This window comes from Cupriavidus sp. GW823-FHT07A04, assembly GCF_058794615.1.
The window spans coordinates 26170-43893 of record NZ_JBXAHA010000026.1; the positions used below are offsets into that span (position 1 = coordinate 26170).

The 17724-nt window shown below is 67.2% G+C and carries 16 protein-coding genes and 1 pseudogene; 6 read left to right on the top strand and 11 right to left on the bottom strand.

Annotated features, from left to right (window positions below):
- Window positions 1-26: 26 nt before the first annotated feature.
- Window positions 27-1147 (top strand): annotated as a pseudogene (locus AC1Q7Q_RS34615) (CMD domain protein).
- 38 nt (window positions 1148-1185) lie between these two features.
- Here the strand turns inward: AC1Q7Q_RS34615 and AC1Q7Q_RS34620 are convergent.
- On the bottom strand, window positions 1186-1560 hold the full coding sequence (locus AC1Q7Q_RS34620) for a cupin domain-containing protein (RefSeq protein ID WP_492374843.1): 375 nt from the start codon (window positions 1558-1560) through the stop codon (window positions 1186-1188).
- Between the two features lie 34 nt (window positions 1561-1594).
- Window positions 1595-5254: an FtsK/SpoIIIE family DNA translocase gene (locus tag AC1Q7Q_RS34625; RefSeq protein ID WP_492374844.1), complete on the bottom strand. Its 3660-nt coding sequence runs from the start codon at window positions 5252-5254 to the stop codon at window positions 1595-1597.
- Window positions 5255-5528: 274 nt separating this feature from the next.
- Between AC1Q7Q_RS34625 and AC1Q7Q_RS34630 the strand changes: the two genes are divergently transcribed.
- Complete coding sequence (locus tag AC1Q7Q_RS34630; RefSeq protein ID WP_492374845.1) at window positions 5529-6746, top strand: EAL domain-containing response regulator; 1218 nt, start codon at window positions 5529-5531, stop codon at window positions 6744-6746.
- A gap of 35 nt (window positions 6747-6781) precedes the next feature.
- On the opposite strand, the gene AC1Q7Q_RS34635 is transcribed toward AC1Q7Q_RS34630, so the two are convergent.
- Together AC1Q7Q_RS34635 and AC1Q7Q_RS34640 are read right to left on the bottom strand one after the other, a co-directional pair.
- Window positions 6782-7195: a DoxX family protein gene (locus AC1Q7Q_RS34635; RefSeq protein WP_492374846.1), complete on the bottom strand. Its 414-nt coding sequence runs from the start codon at window positions 7193-7195 to the stop codon at window positions 6782-6784.
- A gap of 145 nt (window positions 7196-7340) precedes the next feature.
- On the bottom strand, window positions 7341-8297 hold the full coding sequence (locus tag AC1Q7Q_RS34640; protein WP_174426354.1) for a LysR family transcriptional regulator: 957 nt from the start codon (window positions 8295-8297) through the stop codon (window positions 7341-7343).
- Between the two features lie 149 nt (window positions 8298-8446).
- On the opposite strand from AC1Q7Q_RS34640, the gene AC1Q7Q_RS34645 reads away from it, so the two are divergent.
- Window positions 8447-9049: an FMN-dependent NADH-azoreductase gene (locus AC1Q7Q_RS34645; RefSeq protein ID WP_416048637.1), complete on the top strand. Its 603-nt coding sequence runs from the start codon at window positions 8447-8449 to the stop codon at window positions 9047-9049.
- A gap of 348 nt (window positions 9050-9397) precedes the next feature.
- Entirely contained in the window at window positions 9398-10687 is a 1290-nt protein-coding gene (gene egtB / locus AC1Q7Q_RS34650) for an ergothioneine biosynthesis protein EgtB (protein WP_492374847.1), read from the top strand.
- Window positions 10688-10764: 77 nt separating this feature from the next.
- On the opposite strand, the gene AC1Q7Q_RS34655 is transcribed toward egtB, so the two are convergent.
- From AC1Q7Q_RS34655 to mltG, 7 genes are all read right to left on the bottom strand, one after another.
- Complete coding sequence (locus AC1Q7Q_RS34655) at window positions 10765-11454, bottom strand: ankyrin repeat domain-containing protein (protein WP_492374848.1); 690 nt, start codon at window positions 11452-11454, stop codon at window positions 10765-10767.
- A gap of 1 nt (window position 11455) precedes the next feature.
- Window positions 11456-12250, bottom strand: coding sequence for a TatD family hydrolase (locus AC1Q7Q_RS34660; protein WP_492374849.1), 795 nt, complete (start codon window positions 12248-12250; stop codon window positions 11456-11458).
- A 113-nt stretch (window positions 12251-12363) separates the two neighbouring features.
- Window positions 12364-12885: a GNAT family N-acetyltransferase gene (locus AC1Q7Q_RS34665; protein ID WP_492374850.1), complete on the bottom strand. Its 522-nt coding sequence runs from the start codon at window positions 12883-12885 to the stop codon at window positions 12364-12366.
- 82 nt (window positions 12886-12967) lie between these two features.
- Window positions 12968-13405, bottom strand: coding sequence for a PilZ domain-containing protein (locus AC1Q7Q_RS34670; protein WP_236701899.1), 438 nt, complete (start codon window positions 13403-13405; stop codon window positions 12968-12970).
- Between the two features lie 64 nt (window positions 13406-13469).
- A complete protein-coding gene (locus tag AC1Q7Q_RS34675) occupies window positions 13470-14477 on the bottom strand; it encodes a DNA polymerase III subunit delta' (RefSeq protein ID WP_492374851.1) in 1008 nt (335 codons plus the stop codon).
- Between the two features lie 117 nt (window positions 14478-14594).
- Entirely contained in the window at window positions 14595-15209 is a 615-nt protein-coding gene (gene tmk, locus AC1Q7Q_RS34680; RefSeq protein ID WP_492374852.1) for a dTMP kinase, read from the bottom strand.
- Between the two features lie 8 nt (window positions 15210-15217).
- Complete coding sequence (mltG, locus tag AC1Q7Q_RS34685; RefSeq protein WP_492374853.1) at window positions 15218-16213, bottom strand: endolytic transglycosylase MltG; 996 nt, start codon at window positions 16211-16213, stop codon at window positions 15218-15220.
- Between the two features lie 189 nt (window positions 16214-16402).
- Here mltG and ygfZ point away from each other — a divergent pair, with 189 nt between their 5' ends.
- Together ygfZ and AC1Q7Q_RS34695 are read left to right on the top strand one after the other, a co-directional pair.
- Window positions 16403-17398, top strand: a complete 996-nt coding sequence (gene ygfZ / locus AC1Q7Q_RS34690) for a CAF17-like 4Fe-4S cluster assembly/insertion protein YgfZ (protein WP_492374854.1) — start codon at window positions 16403-16405, stop codon at window positions 17396-17398.
- A 25-nt stretch (window positions 17399-17423) separates the two neighbouring features.
- Window positions 17424-17714 carry a DUF4936 family protein gene (locus tag AC1Q7Q_RS34695; RefSeq protein WP_150990383.1) on the top strand — a complete coding sequence of 97 codons (291 nt, stop codon included), beginning with the start codon at window positions 17424-17426 and terminating at the stop codon, window positions 17712-17714.
- The last annotated feature ends 10 nt before the right edge of the window (window positions 17715-17724 follow it).

Here is a 17724-nt window from a genome sequence, read left to right on the forward strand (position 1 = left end):
ACTGAGTCAAGACCGAGAACCCCATCATGACCCAAGCCAATCCTGCCACCGCCGACGTGGTGGACAACGTTGCCGGCCTCGCCGCCGGCTCGGCCACCCACGCATTGCGCCATCAGCGTGAGAAGGTCGCCGCCGCCACGCAAGGCAGCTATGACGCACTGTTCGATCCCGCCCTTCCCGGCCTGCCGCTGTCCGAGCGTCTGCTGGTGGCGCTGTACGCCGCGCGCCTTACGCCCGCGCCGGAACTGGTTGCGCATTACAGCGCGCGCCTGGCGCAAGCCGGCGCCGATGCCGACCTGGTCACCGCGGCCGGGCAAGGCAATCCGGATTCGCTGGCCGATCCGCGCCTGCGTGCCATGCTCGCCTTCACCCGCACGCTGATCGAGAACCCGGTAGCGGGCGACGAAGCCGCCCTCAAGGCCCTGCCCGCCGCCGGGCTGGCCACGCCCGAGGTGGTGACGCTGGCGCAGCTGATCGCCTTCCTGTCCTACCAGGTGCGCCTGGTAGCCGGCCTGAAGGCCCTGAACACCCTGCAATCCCAGGAGGCTGCAGCATGAGCGCACCCATCAAGGCAAACGGCTTCACCAACGAGGTGCTCGACTGGAAAGCCTGGCTGGACGTGGTCCAGGTGGACCAGGCCACGCCAGAGCAGATCGCGGTGCTGGAAGAAAGCCATCCCAAGGCCAAGGTATCCGACTACTACCTGTTCCTGGTGCATCAGCCCGAAATCCTGCGCCAGCGCTCCACCGCCTTCAACGCCATCATGTACGCCCCCGGCGGCATGGCGCGCGCCGAGCGCGAGCTGGCCAGCACGGTGGTGTCGCGCATCAACGGCTGCGTGTACTGCGCGTCGGTGCATGCCCAGCGCTTCGAGCAACTGGCCAAGCGCAACGATGTGATCACGCAGGTGTTCGAGGACCCGCATACGGCGGGCACCACCGCGCGCGAGCAGGCGATCTCGAAATTCTCGATCGCGCTGACCGAGCAGCCGGATGCGGTGAATGCCGACACCTTGCGCGCGCTGCGCGAGGTGGGCGTGAGCGATGCCGAGATCCTCGACCTGATCCACTCGATCGCCATCTTTGCGTGGGCGAACCGGTTGATGCTGAACCTTGGGGAGCCGGTGTTTCCGGTTGAAGGGGGCTGAGGTAGTGTTAAGCGCTGCCGGCTTCGGCTCGCTTGACGTTAGCCTTCAATCTGGCTTGGCGCACTGCAATGCACCGCCAGCCAGACCGTAGGCTGTTGCGCATCCGTCCACGCCACGCGATGCCGGCAATGCGCCGGCAGATGCAGGTAGTCGCCGGGCGCGAGCGTGCGCGGCTCGGCCTCGCCATCCAGGTGCAGGCCTGCGCTGCCGCTCACAAGCAGCACCCACTCGTCCTGCGCGCTGTCGTACCAGAAGCCCTTTGGGCTGGCCTGGCCGTTCGAGACGATGCGCTCGATCTTCAGGCCGGGCCGCTCCAGCAGGGCTTCGAAGCGCTCGGCAGTCCGGTCGACCGGCACCTGCGCCAGCAGGTTGCCCTGTGGCACGGGCGGCGGGTTGCCCTTGGCATCCATCATCGTCTCCGGTTGGGCGGCACGCCTGCCGCCAACGTCAATCGCCCGGGCCCGGGGCAAGCACGTCGCGCGCGCCGTTGCGGCCCATCGGCGAGACCAGTCCCGCCACTTCCATCTGCTCGATCAGGCGCGCCGCACGGTTGTAGCCAATGCGCAACTGGCGCTGCACGGCGGAAATCGAGGCCCGCCGGCTGGTGAGCACGAAGGAGGCCGCTTCGTCGTATAGCGGGTCGGCCTCCACATCGCCACCACCTTCACCGAACAGGTCCGACGCCGCGGCCTCGGCAGGATCGCCCGCGAGGATAGCCTCGTCGTAGTCGGGCTCGCCGAACTGCTTCCAGTGCTCCACCACGCGGTGGACTTCGTCATCGGCCACAAAGGCGCCGTGCACGCGTTGCGGATAGCCGGTGCCCGGTGGCAGGAACAGCATGTCGCCCTGTCCCAGCAGGCTCTCGGCGCCCATCTGGTCAAGGATGGTGCGCGAGTCGATCTTGGACGAGACCTGGAAAGCCACCCGGGTCGGGATGTTGGCCTTGATCAGGCCGGTGATCACATCCACCGACGGGCGCTGCGTGGCCAGGATCAGGTGGATGCCGGCGGCGCGGGCCTTCTGCGCCAGCCGCGCGATCAGTTCTTCGATCTTCTTGCCGGCCACCATCATCAGGTCGGCCAGCTCATCGATCACCACCACGATGAACGGCAGCGTGCGCAGCGGCTCGGGCGCATCGGGCGTCAGCGAGAACGGATTGGGCACGTGCTCGCCCGCGGCCTCGGCGGCGCGGATCTTCTGGTTGAAGCCGGCCAGGTTGCGCACGCCCAGCGCCGACATCAGGCGGTAGCGCTTTTCCATTTCGCCCACGCACCAGTTGAGCGCGTGCGCGGCCTGCTTCATGTCGGTCACCACCGGCGACAGCAGGTGCGGGATGCCTTCGTAGACCGACAGCTCCAGCATCTTGGGGTCGATCATGATCAGGCGCACATCGTCCGGCGTGGCCTTGTACAGCAAGGACAGGATCATGGCGTTGACCGCCACGGACTTGCCCGAGCCGGTGGTGCCGGCCACCAGCAGGTGCGGCGCGCGCGCGAGATCGGTCACCACCGGGTTGCCGGTGATGTCCTTGCCCATGGCCAGCACCAGATGCGAGTTATGCGCGAGGAACGATGAGGCCGCCACGATCTCGGACAGGCGGATCATCTGGCGCCGCGCGTTCGGCAGCTCCAGCCCCATGCAGGTCTTGCCGGGAATGGTCTCGACCACGCGGATCGAGGTCACGCCCAGCGCCCGCGCCAGGTCCTTCATCAGGCCGACCACCTGCGCACCGCGCACGCCCATGGCGGGATCCACCTCGAAGCGCGTGATGACCGGGCCGGCCGAGGCGCCAACCACCGACACCGGCACCTTGAACTCCGCCAGGCGCTGCGCGATCAGGTTGCCGGTTTCCTGCAACTGCTCTTCGGTCACCTGCTGGATGTCCGCCGTGGCGGTTTCCAGCAGGCCCAGGTCCGGCAAACGGTAGTCCGAAATACGGGACGGCGGCGGCGTGACGGCAATGACTTGCGACGCCGGCACGGCGCTGGCTGCGGGTGCCGCGGATACGGTGGGTGCGGCGGGTGCGGCGGCGGCTACCGGCGCATCGAGCGCTACCACCTTGCCGACCACGGCCGGAAGCACGATGCGCGGCTTGGGCGCCGGCGGCGTGGCCGGCAGCGCTTCGGGCAGCGGAGCCGGTGCTTCTTCTATCTCAGGCGCGCGGCTGGCAGCGCTAGCCTCGCTGCGGTGCTCGACCAGCAGGTTGGCATCGAGAACGCCTTCGGCGATCTCTTCCTTGGCGTCTTCAGGTTCGGCTTCAGGTTCGGGGCCGCCTGCGGGCCTCAGGTCAGCTTCGGCATCCTGAACGAACAGGATATTTGCGGCTTGTGCTTCTACTTCTGGCTCCGCTTCCGGCTCTGCCTGGGCCCGCGCAGCCGGCTCGGCGGCGCCTTCCGGCTCCTGAAGCATCGCCCGTTCGTCCACCTCAGGCGCCAGGACAACCTCTGGCAAGGCAACCGCCTCGGGCTCGGCCAGGACAGCCACTTCGGTATCCATGGCGGACGGTTCGGCAACGACTTCGTCGCTGGCTTCGGCTGCTGCTTCGGCTGCTGCTTCGGCTGCTGCTTCGGCTGCTGCTTCGGCTGTTGCTTCGGCTGTTGCTTCGGCCGGGATTTCGATCGAGGCTTCAGCCACGACCGGCGCTGCTACCTCGCTTACGGCACCGGTGACAAGATCGGAGCCTGCCTCGGCGACAACAGCGGCGACCGCAGGAGCGGCTTCCGGCTCCGGCTGCGCGTCGGCCGCCGGAGCCGCAGGCCGCGTCGACTTCCAGGCGCTGGCCAGTGCGCTCAGCTCCGCCATCAGCGCCTCGGCTTCCAGGCGGAGCGCATCCAGCGTCACGGAGGGTGTCGCGCCTTCGCCGGCGGATTCCGCACGCGGCTGCGCAATCTGCGGGGCGTCAACGGATGCAGCGGCGGGAATGGCCATGTCCTCGGTGGACAGCACCGCCATAGGCTGCGGCTCGGCGGGCGCCACAGCGGGGACGGCCTCGGCCTCCAGCACTTCCGTTTCCTGCGCCTGGCCGGACAGCGCTTCAGGCTCTGCCGGCCCCGCTGGCACAGTGGCAACCTGTTCGCTTCGGTGCTTGCGCGCATCGTCGTCCTGCCCGACCGGCACGACAACCGGCCGCACCGCGGCAGCTGTCGTCCCACTCTTTGCAGCAGCGGGCTGGGCGGGTTGCGCATCGGGTCGCACATTGGCTTGCGGCAGTGTCGTGATGGCCGAGCGTGCGCTCATCTGCGGCTGGCGCACTGGGCTGCTGGGCACGGTCGCGCGTGCAGCCGCAGCCGGGGCAGGGCTGGCTGCGCGGGCCTGCACTGCCGCCGCGGCACTAGCAGCAGCAGCCGCCGCCGCGACAGATGCCGCGCGCGCGGTTGCCGGGCTAGTGGCTTGCGGCTGGCTGGGGGTGCGCAGCGGCGCCGGCCTGGCGGGCGCCTTGGCTATAGGCAGTGGCGATGCGGGTGCAGGGGCCTCCGGCTTGGCGGCGCCCGGCGGCCCGGCCTGCTGCCGCCAGATCTCGCCCGGCTGCGGCGGCGAGTTGCGGGTGCGCGCCGGCGGCTGCCAGACTGGCTGGCGCCGCGCCGATACGGCTTCGATGCCCTTGTGGCGCGGCACATAGTCGGTCGAGCCCGGCACCGCGGTGTGCGTGGCGCCGAGGTGAGTGGTCTCCCAACTGTCCGGCTCGCGCGCGGCGCGGGCGGGCGGGCGCTGGGGCGCCAGTTCGGCCTCGTCCGGCTCCGGCAAGCTGGGCTTGCGCAGGAACAGGCTGCGCCAGGTTTCGCCGAACACCATCGGCGCGGCCAGGGCCAGCACGCCCAGCATCAGCAGCAGGCTGACGCTCCAGCCGAGCATGCCGGAAACCAGGGTGCCCAGCGCGCGCCCGGCGCTGCCACCCGACGTGCTGCCTGCCATGCCGCCCTCGCCCGCCGCGCCTGTCAGCGCTTCGAGCGAAGCGCTTGCGCACAGCACGATCAACGTGCCAAGCCATACGCGCAGCGTGCCGCGCCCACTGAAAAACCGGCGCTCGCCGGCGAGCAGGCGCGCCACCTGGCGCCACACCAGCGGCACAAGCCACAAGGTCGAAAATCCGAACCAGCCAAAACCCATTATCGAAACGCCATCATCAAATACCTCGGGCGACGATTGTAGCGGGTCTGGGCGCGGCGTTTCCGCCCAAGATGGCACTCGCAACGGAATATCGCCTGCTTTCCGGCGTCTGGCCCCCTCCCCCGCCGCGCGAACCCTGTACGCCGACGTCGGCATCCACCGGCGCAAAGGCGCGCCCACCGTGCGGCATGTGCGCTACTATGGACGAAGCCTGCCTCGAATCCACTGCCCGTTCTCACCGGCCGATTTCCATCGACCTAATCCCGAGCCAACCATGCAGACGCGCTACGCCGGACTGTCCGCCCTGGTGGTCGATGACCACCCGTTCCAGTTGCTGGCGGCGGAACAGCTGCTGACCCAGCTGGGTGTCAGCGACGTGCATTGCGCCGCGGACGGCCGCATTGCACTGGACCTGCTTGCCGCGCGCAAGGTCGACCTCGTGCTCTGCGATATCGAGATGCCAGGACTCAACGGGCCCGGCATGATGGACGAGCTGACCCGGCGCAAGGACCACGCCTTCGCCGGCGCCCAGCCCCTGTGGGTATGGGTGTCCGCGCTGCAGGACGACATCATTGATTCCCATGTGAGCTTGGCCGATTCGGTTGGGCTCGCCCACGTGCGCGCGGTGCGCAAACCGATCTCGGCGGTGGTGCTGGAAGAAATCCTGCAGGATGCGCTGGAGCGCGACCTCACCGCCGAAGCCCCGGCGGCGACCCCAAGCCAGCCGGATGACCGCGAGCTGCTGGCCGCGGTGCGCACGCCCGGCGCCATCTTCATCATGCTGCAACCGCAGTTCAGGATCAGCACCGGCGCGCTGGCCGGCGCGGAAGCGCTTTGCCGCTGGCGCCATCCGGCCATGGGCCTGATCCGGCCCGACCTCTTCATCCCAAGGCTCGAGGCGCTGGGCGAGGCCGATGCCATCTTCCAGCTGGCGGGACAGCAATGCCTGTCGGTGCAGCGCCAGTTGCTGGCGCGCGGCGTGCGCATCCCGCTGAGCATCAATGCATCCGCGCAGACGCTGTGCCGGCCCGGCGTGCTCGACGCCTTCGACGCCATGGTGGAAGCCAGCGGCATGCCGCGCCAGTTGCTGAACATCGAATTGACCGAGGGCTACCCGGTCTGCGACACCCGTGCCCTGTCGATCGCGCTGAACCGCCTGCGCTTGCTAGGCTACGGCGTGGCCATCGACGATTTCGGGATCGGCATTGCCACCCTCAAGCTGCTGGCGGACCTGCCCTTCACCCAGATCAAGCTCGACCGCTCGTTCGTGGTGGCGGTGCCCGGCAACAGCCAGCGCGCGGCGATCTGCCGCAACGTCATCAACCTCGCGCGCGACCTCAAGCTGGAATGCGTGGCCGAGGGCATCGAGACCCCCGCGCAGCGCGACGCGCTGCAAGCCCTGGGCTGCGACCTTGGCCAGGGCTACCTGTGGTCCCCCGCGCTGCCGCCCGACATGTTCGTGGCCGAAACGCTGGGCCGCTGGACACCCTGAGGACGCCCTCAGGACGCCCCCGAGCGGCAGCTACGCTAGTTCCACTTGCCGTTGACGCCGCCCACGCTCAGGCGCCCCGCGCCCAGCAGCGCGACCGCAATGGCGCTACCCAGGAACATCGCCTGCAATTCCAGTGCCCAGCCACCGGTGTCGGCCAGCATGCCTAGCTGCTTCATATGGACGAGGCTCACTGCCACCAGCATGTTCACGACGACGATCAGCGCGGCGACCCGGGCCCACAATCCAAGGATCAGCAGCACCGGCGCCACCACTTCCCCGATATAGACACCGTAGGCCAGCACCACGGGCAGGCCGGCCTGCGTCACCACCTGCGTCACGAACCCCGGCCCGGCAATAAGCTTGGAGATCCCGTGCAGCAGGACCAGCACGCCGAGCACAATGCGCAGTACCGCCTTGCCCAGGTCCTGCGATGGCTGAGAACCACTCATGGTCGTCACTCCTTGTCCGGATCAGAAAATGAAAGCACGAATGCGCCGCCCGCAGCCGAAGCGCCTTTGGCTCCACGCGCGGCACGCATATTCACCTTAGTGCGCCGCGCGGTGAAGGTAAAGGCACAAGTTGCGCGGACGCGTCTCAGATCTGGCCGACGGGCCGGTGCATGCCAGGCTGGCGCGGCGGCTGCATGCCCGCCTTGCAGGCCGTCTCGGGCAGGATGTCGGCAAGGAAATCCAGGAAGCGCCGCAGCGCCGGCGGCATGCCCTTGCGCGAGGGGAAGACCGCGTGCAACGTCCCGACCGGCATGATCCACTGCGGCAGCAGCACCTCCAGTTCCCCGCTCTCGATGGCATCGCGGCAGAACATGCGCGGCAGCATCGCCACGCCGATGCCCGCGATGGCGGCCGCGCGCAGCAGGGCGAATTCGTCGGTGACAAGGCGCGGATCGTACGGCACGTGGATCGACTGCCCGGTATTGCAGGTCAGCGTCCAGACATGCTTGCCGTCGTGCGGCTTCTGGTTGACGCCCGGCATGCCGTCCAGCGCCTCGGGCGTGCGCGGGCGGCCAATGCTGTCCAGCAGCGCCGGGCTGGCTACCAGCATGAGCGGGCTCTCGCCATAGGTGCGCACCACCAGCGACGAGTCGTCCATCACCTCGCGCACCCGCAGCGCCAGGTCGAAGCCTTCGGCAATCACGTCCACGCGGCGATTGGTGGCTTCCAGTTCGATGCGCACGCCGGGATTGGCCTGCATGAAATGCCCGATGGCGGGCGCCAGCAGGCTCTGGGCAATTGCCACGGGGCAGCTCACGCGCAAGGTGCCGCCGGGCTGGTCGCGAGCCTGCTCGATCACTTCGCGCGCCGCTTCGGCCTCGGCCAGCATGGCGCGGCAGCGCTCGTAGTAGGCCTCGCCGATGGGCGTCACGCGCACTTGCCGGGTGGTCCGGCGCAACAATTGCACCCCCAGGTCGCGCTCCAGCTGGGCAATACGCCGGCTGAGCCGGGACTTCGGCACGCCGCTGGCACGGCTCGCGGCCGAAAAACTGCCGTGCTGGACCACCTGGGCAAACAGGGAAAGATCATTCAGGTCTTGCATGGATCATCCTTGGCGGTAGGAGCGAGCCAGGGTAGCAGCCCGCCTGCGTTCTGCGCCTGGAACAATAAGTTCTATTTTGCCCCACTACCGGCATCAATAGCAGACCGCTATCTTTCATTCATCCAACCCGAACCCCAGTGGAGATGAACATGAAGATCTTGCAAATCGACTCGAGCGTACTTGGCGGCCATTCCGCTTCCCGCAGCCTGACCGCCAAGGTGGTCGCCGACCTGCGCGCCAAGCACCCCGAAGCCACCCTGACCGTGCGCGACCTGGACCAGGACGCGCCGGCGCACCTGTCCGGCGCGCTGCTGCCCGTGCTGGGCGGCCCGAAGGACGGCCTCAACGCCGTGCAGGAAAGCGAGCTGCAACGCACCGAAGCCTTCCTCAAGGAATTCCTCGAAGCCGACGTGCTGGTCGTCGGTGTGCCGCAATATAACTTCGGCATCCCCAGCCAGCTCAAGTCCTGGATCGACCGCATCGCCCAGGCTGGCCGCACCTTCAAGTACACCGAGACCGGCCCGGTCGGCCTGGCCGGCGGCAAGCGCGTGATCGTGGTGTCGTCGCGCGGCGGCGTGCGCCAGGACGCCAACGCCCTGGACCTGCATGAGCAGACCGTGGACGTGGTGTTCCGCTTCCTGGGCCTCACCGACATCACGTACGTGCGCGCCCACGGCCTGGCAATGGGCCCCGAAGCCCGCGAAGCCAGCCTGGTCGCCGCCAACGGCGCCGTGGCAGCCCTGGCAGCCTGATCCCGGCACGGCGGCCTCGCGCCGCCCAGTCCAGCGTCGAGCGCAAAACGCCCGCCCGCAGTCATGCCGGCGGGCGTTTTGCATTCCTGCGTTTCAGCCCGCGCACCTTGCAGCGCCGCGCCCAGCCACGGATTTTCGCAGGCGCGAGCCGGCTATGCCCATTGCGCGATCGGGTCTATGATGGTTCCGAACGCCTGAGCGGTTTCGGTGCATGTCCATCCAGGGGGAAGCCCGCGCGGCCTTGTTGTGCAGGCCTGGGTCGGAACCTGTCCGCAATCCACACGCCACGGCCAGCCGCCGCCCAAAGCGGCATCCGCGGCAGATGCATAGTCCGATCCGGGAGCCCGCATGTCCTCTGCCCTGCTGCCTGCCAGCGCCGTGCATCCTCCGCACGAGCCAGCCCTGCTGTCCCAGTACCGCCACGTGCGCGCGGCTACCGAAGCCATGGTCGCCGACCTGACCGACGCCGACGCCACGGTACAGTCCATGGACGACGCCAGCCCCGCCAAATGGCACCTGGCGCATACCACCTGGTTCTTCGAGGAATTCGTGCTGACGGCGCGTATCCCGGACTACGAGCCGGTCGATCCGCAGTATCGCTACCTGTTCAACTCCTATTACGAATCCGTCGGCGCCCGCCACCCGAGGCCACGCCGCGGCCTGCTGTCGCGGCCGTCGCTCGACGAGATCCTGGCTTACCGCGAGGCGGTCGACGAAACCATGCTCGGGCTGCTGACCAGCGCGCAAACCGATGCCGAGGCGGCGCTGATCGAGCTTGGCCTGAACCACGAGCAACAGCACCAGGAACTGCTGCTGACCGACATCCTGCATCTGTTCGCGCAAAACCCACTGAAGCCGGCCTTCGCGCCGGAGCTGCTGGCGCCCGTGATCGCCGATCCGCGCCCGGCGGCGGAATGGATCCGCTTTGCCGGTGGCGTGGTCGCCATCGGCCATGACCGCGACGGCTTTGCCTTCGATTGCGAAGGCCCGCGGCACAACGTGCTCCTGCAGCCTTACCAGTTGTGCTCGCACCCAGTCAGCAACCACCAGTGGTTTGAATTTATCGAGGATGGCGCCTACCGGACTGCCGGACTGTGGCTGTCGGATGGATGGCGCTGGGTGTGCGAACACGGCATCGAGGCACCGCTGTACTGGGAGGAGCGCGAAGGCACCTGGTGGCAAATGAGCCTGCGCGGCATGCAGCCGGTGGATCCGGATAGCCCGGTCACGCATATCAGCTTCTACGAGGCCGATGCCTTTGCCCGCTGGGCCGAGCGCCGCCTGCCGACCGAGGCGGAATGGGAGCACGCCGTGCGCAACCTGCCGGCTACCGGGAATTTTGTCGAGGGACGCGTGCTGCGGCCGCTGCCCGATCGCCAGAATACCTCCGGCGTGCTGCGGCAGATGTTCGGCGACGTGTGGGAATGGACTGCCAGCCCCTTCCAGCCCTACCCGGGCTTCCGGCCTAGCGCCGGCGCGGTGGGGGAATACAACGGCAAATTCATGTGCAGCCAGATGGTGCTGCGCGGCGGTTCCTGCGTCACGCCGGAGTCGCATATCCGCGCCAGCTACCGCAACTTCTTCTACCCGCACCAGCGCTGGCAGTTCACCGGCGTGCGCCTGGCCGACGACGCCTGAACACCTGAACGCTCGATCGCCTGAGCAGTAACCAGGCAAAAACGCGCCGGGTTTTGGCCCGGCGCGTTTTCACTAAGTCAGTTCCAGCCCTTTTGCGGAGGCTGCGCGCTTAATGGCGTCTGCGGATACAGCTTCTGCCAGCGCGACTTCAGCCCCTGCGCGATCTCCTTCTGGTGATAGCGCTCGGCAAAATCGATCACGGTCATGCCCTGCTGGTTCTTCAGGCGCATGTCGGCACCTTCGTCCAGCAGCAACTTGACCGTCTCGATATGCCCGCCGCGCGCCGCCATCATCAGCGGCGTGCTGCCATTGGGGCTCTCCGCGTCGATATAGGCGGCGTGGTCGACCAGGAACTTGACGATCTCGTTGTTGCCGTTGGTCGCGGCGTAATGCAGCGGCGTCCACCCGGTCTTGTTGATCTCGACCTCCATCTGGTCGACCATCAGCTTGACCAGGTCCAGTTCGTTCTGCAGGCTGGCCATCATCAGCGGTGTCTCACCGGCCGCATTGGTCTTGTCGAAATCGATGTCCTTGGCGCGGATCAGCGCCTCCGCCACCTTCAGCGACTTCTCGCGCAATGCCACCACCAGCATGGGATTGCCCTTGGCATCCACCAGGTTGGGGTCGACTCCGCGCGCCAGCATCTTCTGGGCGGCCTTGACGTCATCGAACTCCACCGCATGGCGCATATCGTCCACAGGCGCGGCCCAGGCCACGGCGCCCACCAGCATGGCCGCAACGGCGGCGAGGCGTCGGACAGTATTCATGTTAAGCATGAGATTTCCTATCTATATGCTTGAAAAGACGGAAGAAATTATCCGACGTATGTTCCGCGAGCGCCTCAACCGGCATGCCACGCAGGTTGGCGATGAACTCACCCACATGGCGCACCCATGCGGGCTGGTTGGTCTTGCCGCGGTACGGCACGGGTGCCAGGTACGGCGAATCGGTCTCGATCAGCATGCGGTCCAGCGGGATCTTGCGCGCCGTTTCCTGCAACTCCACCGCATTCTTGAAGGTGACGATGCCGGAGAACGAGATGTGGAAGCCCTCGTCCAGCGATTGCCGGGCGACCTCCCAGTTCTCGGTGAAGCAATGCATCACCCCGCCGGCTTCGCCCGCGCTTTCCTCGCGCATCACGCGCAAGGTGTCTTCGGCGGACGAACGGGTATGGATGATCAGGGGCTTGCCGGTTTGCCGCGCGGCGCGGATATGGGTGCGGAAACGCTCGCGCTGCCATTCCATGTCCGCGATGCTGCGGCCTTCCAGCCGGTAGTAATCGAGCCCGGTCTCGCCGGTACCGACCACCCGCGGATGCGCCGACAGCGTCAGCAGGCGCTCCAGCGTGGGCTCCTCGCCCTCCTCATAGTCGGGATGCACCCCGATGGTGGCGTACAGGTGCGGATGCTGCTCGGCGAGCGCCAGCACGCGCGGAAAATCTTCCAGCGTGACCGAAATGCACAGGGCATGCGATACCTGGTTGGCGCGCATGTTCTCCAGCAATTCGGGCAGGCGCGCGGCCAGGTCGGGGAAATCTAGATGACAGTGGGAATCGACAAACATTGGGGCGGTTTCCGGATAGAGACGCCGCCGCGGGCGGCGCCACCCGCCATTGTATCCGGTCGTGCCAGCGAGCCAGCGTGCCCGGTGCCTGGCGGCGCTTGGCTGGCGAGCTCCTACTCGGCCGGCTTGGTCAGATGCCGGCCGAGGATGATCAGGTCGCGCTCGACCCCATCGAGCACAGCCACGCGCGGCAGGTTGCCCCAGCGCTCGAAGCCCAGCGAGGCGAACAGGGCCAGGCTGGGCGCGTTATGGCCAAAGATGAAGCCCAGCAGCGTATTGACCCCGATCAGCGGCGCATGCGCGATAGCCTGCTGCAGCAGGTAGCGCCCCAGGCCCTGCCCGCGGCGGGTGGCATCCAGGTAGATCGAGACTTCGGCGGTGGCGCCGTAGGCCGGGCGTCCATAAAAGTCGGAAAAACTGAGCCACCCGGCCATGCGCCCTTCACCGTCCTCGGCCACCCACAGCGGACGCCGCTCCGGCTGATGCTCATCGAACCAGGCCTGGCGCGATTCCACCGCCACGGGCTCGGTGTCCGCCGTGACCATGCGTGAAGCGACGGTGGTGTTGTAGATGGCGACGATGCTGGCCAGGTCGCGCTGCAGCGCGGGCCGCACGGTAAAGGCGGAATCACTCATTGTTGAATTTCTTCTCGGACGGGCCAGAAAATTTGGCAAAAATCAACCATATCAAATACTTAAACCACAAATCTGAAGTCAGTTATAACGTCTGACTGGGCCGACCGGACTCAATGGTCTTGCCCAGGATCTCTTCCACCGCGCGGCGCAGGTTGCGGCCGTTGTCGTCATCCGGCAGGTGAATCCCGATGCCAGGCGTCTTGTTGGGCGTGCCGACCGGGGTAATCCATGCCACGTGGCCGGCAATCTGGTACTTCTGCGGCCGGTCCACCAGCGAAAGCACCAGGAAGACCTGCTCGCCCAGCCGGAAGGGCCGGTTGCTCGGGACAAAGATGCCGCCGCGGTGCAGGAACGGCATGTAGGCCGCATAGAGGCCCGCCTGGTCCTTGATCGACAGCGAAAGCACGTTGGGCCGGGAAGCGGCACCCGGGACGGTCGGCGCCCCGATACCGCCGGCGGCGGCCAAGCCTGCGGCTCCGGGAACGCTGGCGCCCCGTGCCCCTGTCACCTCTGTATTCATGACTGACCCCTTGTTACTGACTGTTGGCCTTCAGGCCATATTGGATTTGTTCAACGTCTTGGGCTTACTGAAACAACTGCCGGTATTCCAGAAACACGGCCTCCATCACCAGCCGAGCCGCCAGCGGATGGTTCTCGCTGCGGCGATGGCCCACCAGCCGCGTGGAGAACGCCTGCAACCGGTGCGCATCGGTTGCCTGTGCGCAACGCGCCAGGGCTGCCTGCTCGCGCGGAAAATAACGCGGCCCTGGCGTTGCGGCCAAGCGGGCCGACAGCAGATCGTACGTCCACCGCTGCAGGATGCCAAGCACCGACGGCACCGGCAGCTTCTGCACCTGCTCGGCCGCCGCCAGCGCATCGAAGCCAGCGCCTGCGCCAAGCTGGCTCACCAGCCAGCGCTGCATCGGCTGCTCCTCGGCCTCGGCGGCATGCAGTGCGGTCAGCGGGGAGCCACCGGCCAGCGCCAGCTGCGCCTCGGCGTCTCCCACGCCCTGGCTGCTCAGCCAGCTCATGGCCGCATCGGCCGTGGGCCGTTGCACGGAAAACTGGCGGCAGCGCGACAGGATGGTGGGCAGCACACGATCCAGCCGGTCGGTCACCAGCAGGAACACGGTGGACGGCGGCGGCTCCTCCAGCGTCTTGAGCAAGGCGTTGGCACCCTCATGCTGCAAGGCGTCGAGCGGATACACCACCACCAGGCGCAAGCCGGCGCGGTGCGTGCCAATGCCGACCGTTTCGATCAGGGCCCGCACCTGCTCCATGCGGATGACCTTGCTGGGCGCCTTCTTCTTGCCGCTTTCATCCGTCTGCGCGTCGTCCGTCGCCTCCATGGCCTCCGGGCGCACCACGCTGAAGTCCGGGTGGTTGCCCTGGCTGAACCAGTGGCAGGCCGAGCATGTGCCGCAAGGCTGCCCGTCGGGGCGCGGCGTCTCGCACAGCAGTCCCTGGGCAAAATGCAGCGCTAGGTCGCGCTTGCCGATGCCTTGCTGGCCGTGAATGAGCAAGGCATGCGGGAGCCGCTCGCGCAGCGCGTTCAGCCGTTGCCAGTCTTCTTTCTGCCAGGGATAAAGCATGCGGATCAGTGAGTTAGGGTTGAAACTTCGTGTAACTACGCACGTGGGGCGAGCAATAGGCGATGGCAGGCTCGGCCAACCCCATCACTATCAATATTCCCGAATCACGCTGCCAATTCAAAGCGTTGCGAGGATTTTCTCAAGCTCCACCTGAATCTCGGGAATGCTCTGGGTCGCGTCGATGACCCGGAAACGCTGCGCAGACTCCGCCGCGCGGCGCAGGTATTCCTGCCGCGTGCGCTCGAAGAAGGCACGCGACTCAGCCTCGAACTTGTCGGGCTCGCGTGCGCCGGCCAGGCGCGCGCTGGCGGTTTCCAGCGGCACATCGAACAACAGCGTCAGATCGGGCTGCAGGCCATCCTGCACCCAGGTCTCCAGCACTTCGAGCCGTGCGCGCGGCAGGCCCCGGCCACCGCCCTGGTAGGCAAAGGTGGCATCGGTGAAGCGGTCGGAAACCACCCAGTCACCGCGCGTCAGCGCGGGTTCGATGACTTCGGCAATATGTTCGCGGCGGGCGGCGAACATCAGCAAGGCCTCGGTTTCGAGATGCATCTTGCGGTGCAGCAGCAACTGCCGCAGATCCTCGCCAAGCGGAGTGCCGCCGGGCTCGCGGGTGGTAACGACCGATGCATTACCTGCCAGGCGGGCGCGCAGGCGCTGCGCCACCCACTCCACGTGGGTGCTCTTGCCGGCACCGTCGATGCCTTCGAATGTGATGAATTTTCCGCGCATGGGGAGACTTATTTGCCGCGCTGGTATTTATCTACCGCGCGGTTGTGTTCGGGAAGCGAGTTGGAGAAATGGCTGCTGCCGTCGCCGCGCGCCACGAAATACAGTGCATCGGACGGGGCCGGCGCGGTGGCGGCAGCCAGCGAGGCCAGCCCGGGCAACGCGATCGGGGTGGGCGGCAGGCCGTTGCGCGTGTAGGTATTGTAAGGGGTGTCGGACTGCAGGTCGCGCTTGCGGATATTGCCCTCGAACGCCTCGCCCATGCCGTAGATCACCGTGGGATCGGTCTGCAGCATCATGCCCTTCTTGAGCCGGTTGACGAACACGGCCGCGATCAGCGCGCGCTCGGCCTGCTGGCCGGTTTCCTTCTCCACGATCGAGGCCATGATCAGCGCCTCATAGGGCGACTTGTACGGCAGGTCAGGCGCCCTGGCGTTCCAGGCGTCGGTCAGGCGCCGCTGCATGGCGCGATAGGCATGCTTGTACAGTTCGAGATCGCTGCTGCCGCGGGCAAACAGGTAGGTGTCGGGGAAAAACAGGCCCTCTGGCGCCGGCTCCGGCGCGCCGATGGCCTTCATCAGTTCCGCGTCCGACAAGCCGCGGCTATCGTGCTTGAGCGCCGGATGCGCATCCACGGCGGCGCGCATCTTGTGGAATTCCCAGCCTTCGATGACGGTCAGCACATAGTGGTTGACCTCGCCCCGGGCGATCTTGCCGATCACCGACAGCGGCGTGGCGCTGCTGTCGAACTCATAGCCCCCGGCCTTGAGGTCGGCGCCATGGCCGGTAAGCCGCACCAGCAGCGCGAACAGGCGGGGGTCCATCTGCACCCCGCCACGCTGGATCTGGCGGCCAACGCTGGCCACGCTGGAATTAGGCTTGATCACCACCTCAATGGGCGAGGCTGTCAGCGCGAGCGGGCGATTGGCCCACCAGGCAAAGGCGCCGGCGGCGGCAATCGTGAAAATCACGGCGACCAGCAGCAGCCGCAGGAAAAGACGTTTCATGTAAAAGAGAAAGTAGCGGCGCACAATGCACCGCGGCAAAGCCGGGCTCACCCAGTGTCGACCAAGGGCATCCCGGCTGAAATGGCGACAGCCTCATATAATACCGGGAGCCTTGCACCTTTAGCCGCTTGTAGCTCCTTGTACCTTCCATCCGGCGCGCCCGTGCGCGCCTTGCCTGCGATACCTGCCATGAATGCCCCTGCCCCAGACCGTGCCACCCAGTTCGAAGCCGTGCGTCAAAGCGGAGTCGTCTGCCGACCCGCGCACCTGGGCCTGATCCGGGTTGCCGGCGAAGACGCCGGCAGTTTCCTGCATACCCAACTGACCAATGCCGTGGATGACCTGGACGCCGGCACCGCCCGCCTGGCCGGCTACTGCTCGCCCAAGGGACGGCTGCTGGCCAGCTTCCTGATGTGGCGTGACGAGGAAGGCATCGTCCTCCAGTTGTCCGCCGACCTGCAGCCCGCTATCCAGAAGCGCTTGTCGATGTTCGTGCTGCGCGCCAAGGCCAAGCTGTCCGATCTCACTCCGGCCCGCGCCGTGCTGGGCGTGGCAGGTGCCAGTGGCGCCGCCGCCCTGCAGGCGGCCGGCCTGCCCGCCCCGGCCGAGCCCTGGGCCAGCGCCGCGGCCGCCAGCGCCACCGTGATCCGTCTGCCCGACGGCGCCGGGCTGCCGCGCTGGCAGGTGGTGCTGCCGGCCGAACAGGCCGACGAAGTCCAGGCTGCGCTGTCGGCGCAGCTGGTGCCGGTGGATGCCGTGGTGTGGGACTGGCTGGAAGTGCAGGCCGGCGTGCCGCGCATCGCCGCAGCCACGCAGGAGCAATTCGTGCCTCAGATGATCAACCTGGAACTGGTCGGCGGCGTGAGCTTTCGCAAAGGCTGCTATCCGGGCCAGGAAATCGTTGCGCGCAGTCAGTACCGCGGCACGCTCAAACGACGCATGTGGCTGATCCACGGCGAAGGCGAAGTGCCGGGCGCGGCCACGGAGATCTTCCGCCCCGAGGATCCTGAGCAGCCCTGCGGCATGGTGGTCAATGCCGCCGCCGCGCCACAAGGCGGCTGGGACGGCCTGGCCGAACTGAAGATCGATGCGGCGGGTGGCGCCCTGCACCTGGGCAGCGCTGCCGGCAGCCCGGTGCGCGTGGGCGAACTGCCCTATGCGGTCCCCTTCGGCGACGCCGCCTGAACCCCTGGCAACACTGGGAATAGCCATGAGCGACCACCTGTACGTCTATTTCCGAGTACCGGAAGCCCGTGCCGATGAGGCCATCGCGCACTGGCACCGCTGGATGGAGACCGTTGCCGAAGCGAGCGGAATTGGTGGTACGCTCTTACGCAGGCCCGAGGCGCGCGACGGCATGCAGACCTGGATGGAAGCCTACGCCGATGTGCCGCCAGCCTTCGACCAGCTGCTCGACGGGCTGTGGCGGCAAAGCGGGCTGCAGCAGTGGATCAGCGGCGAGCGGCAGGTGGAGCGCTTTGTCGATATCGACCAGCTCTGAGCGTTGCCGT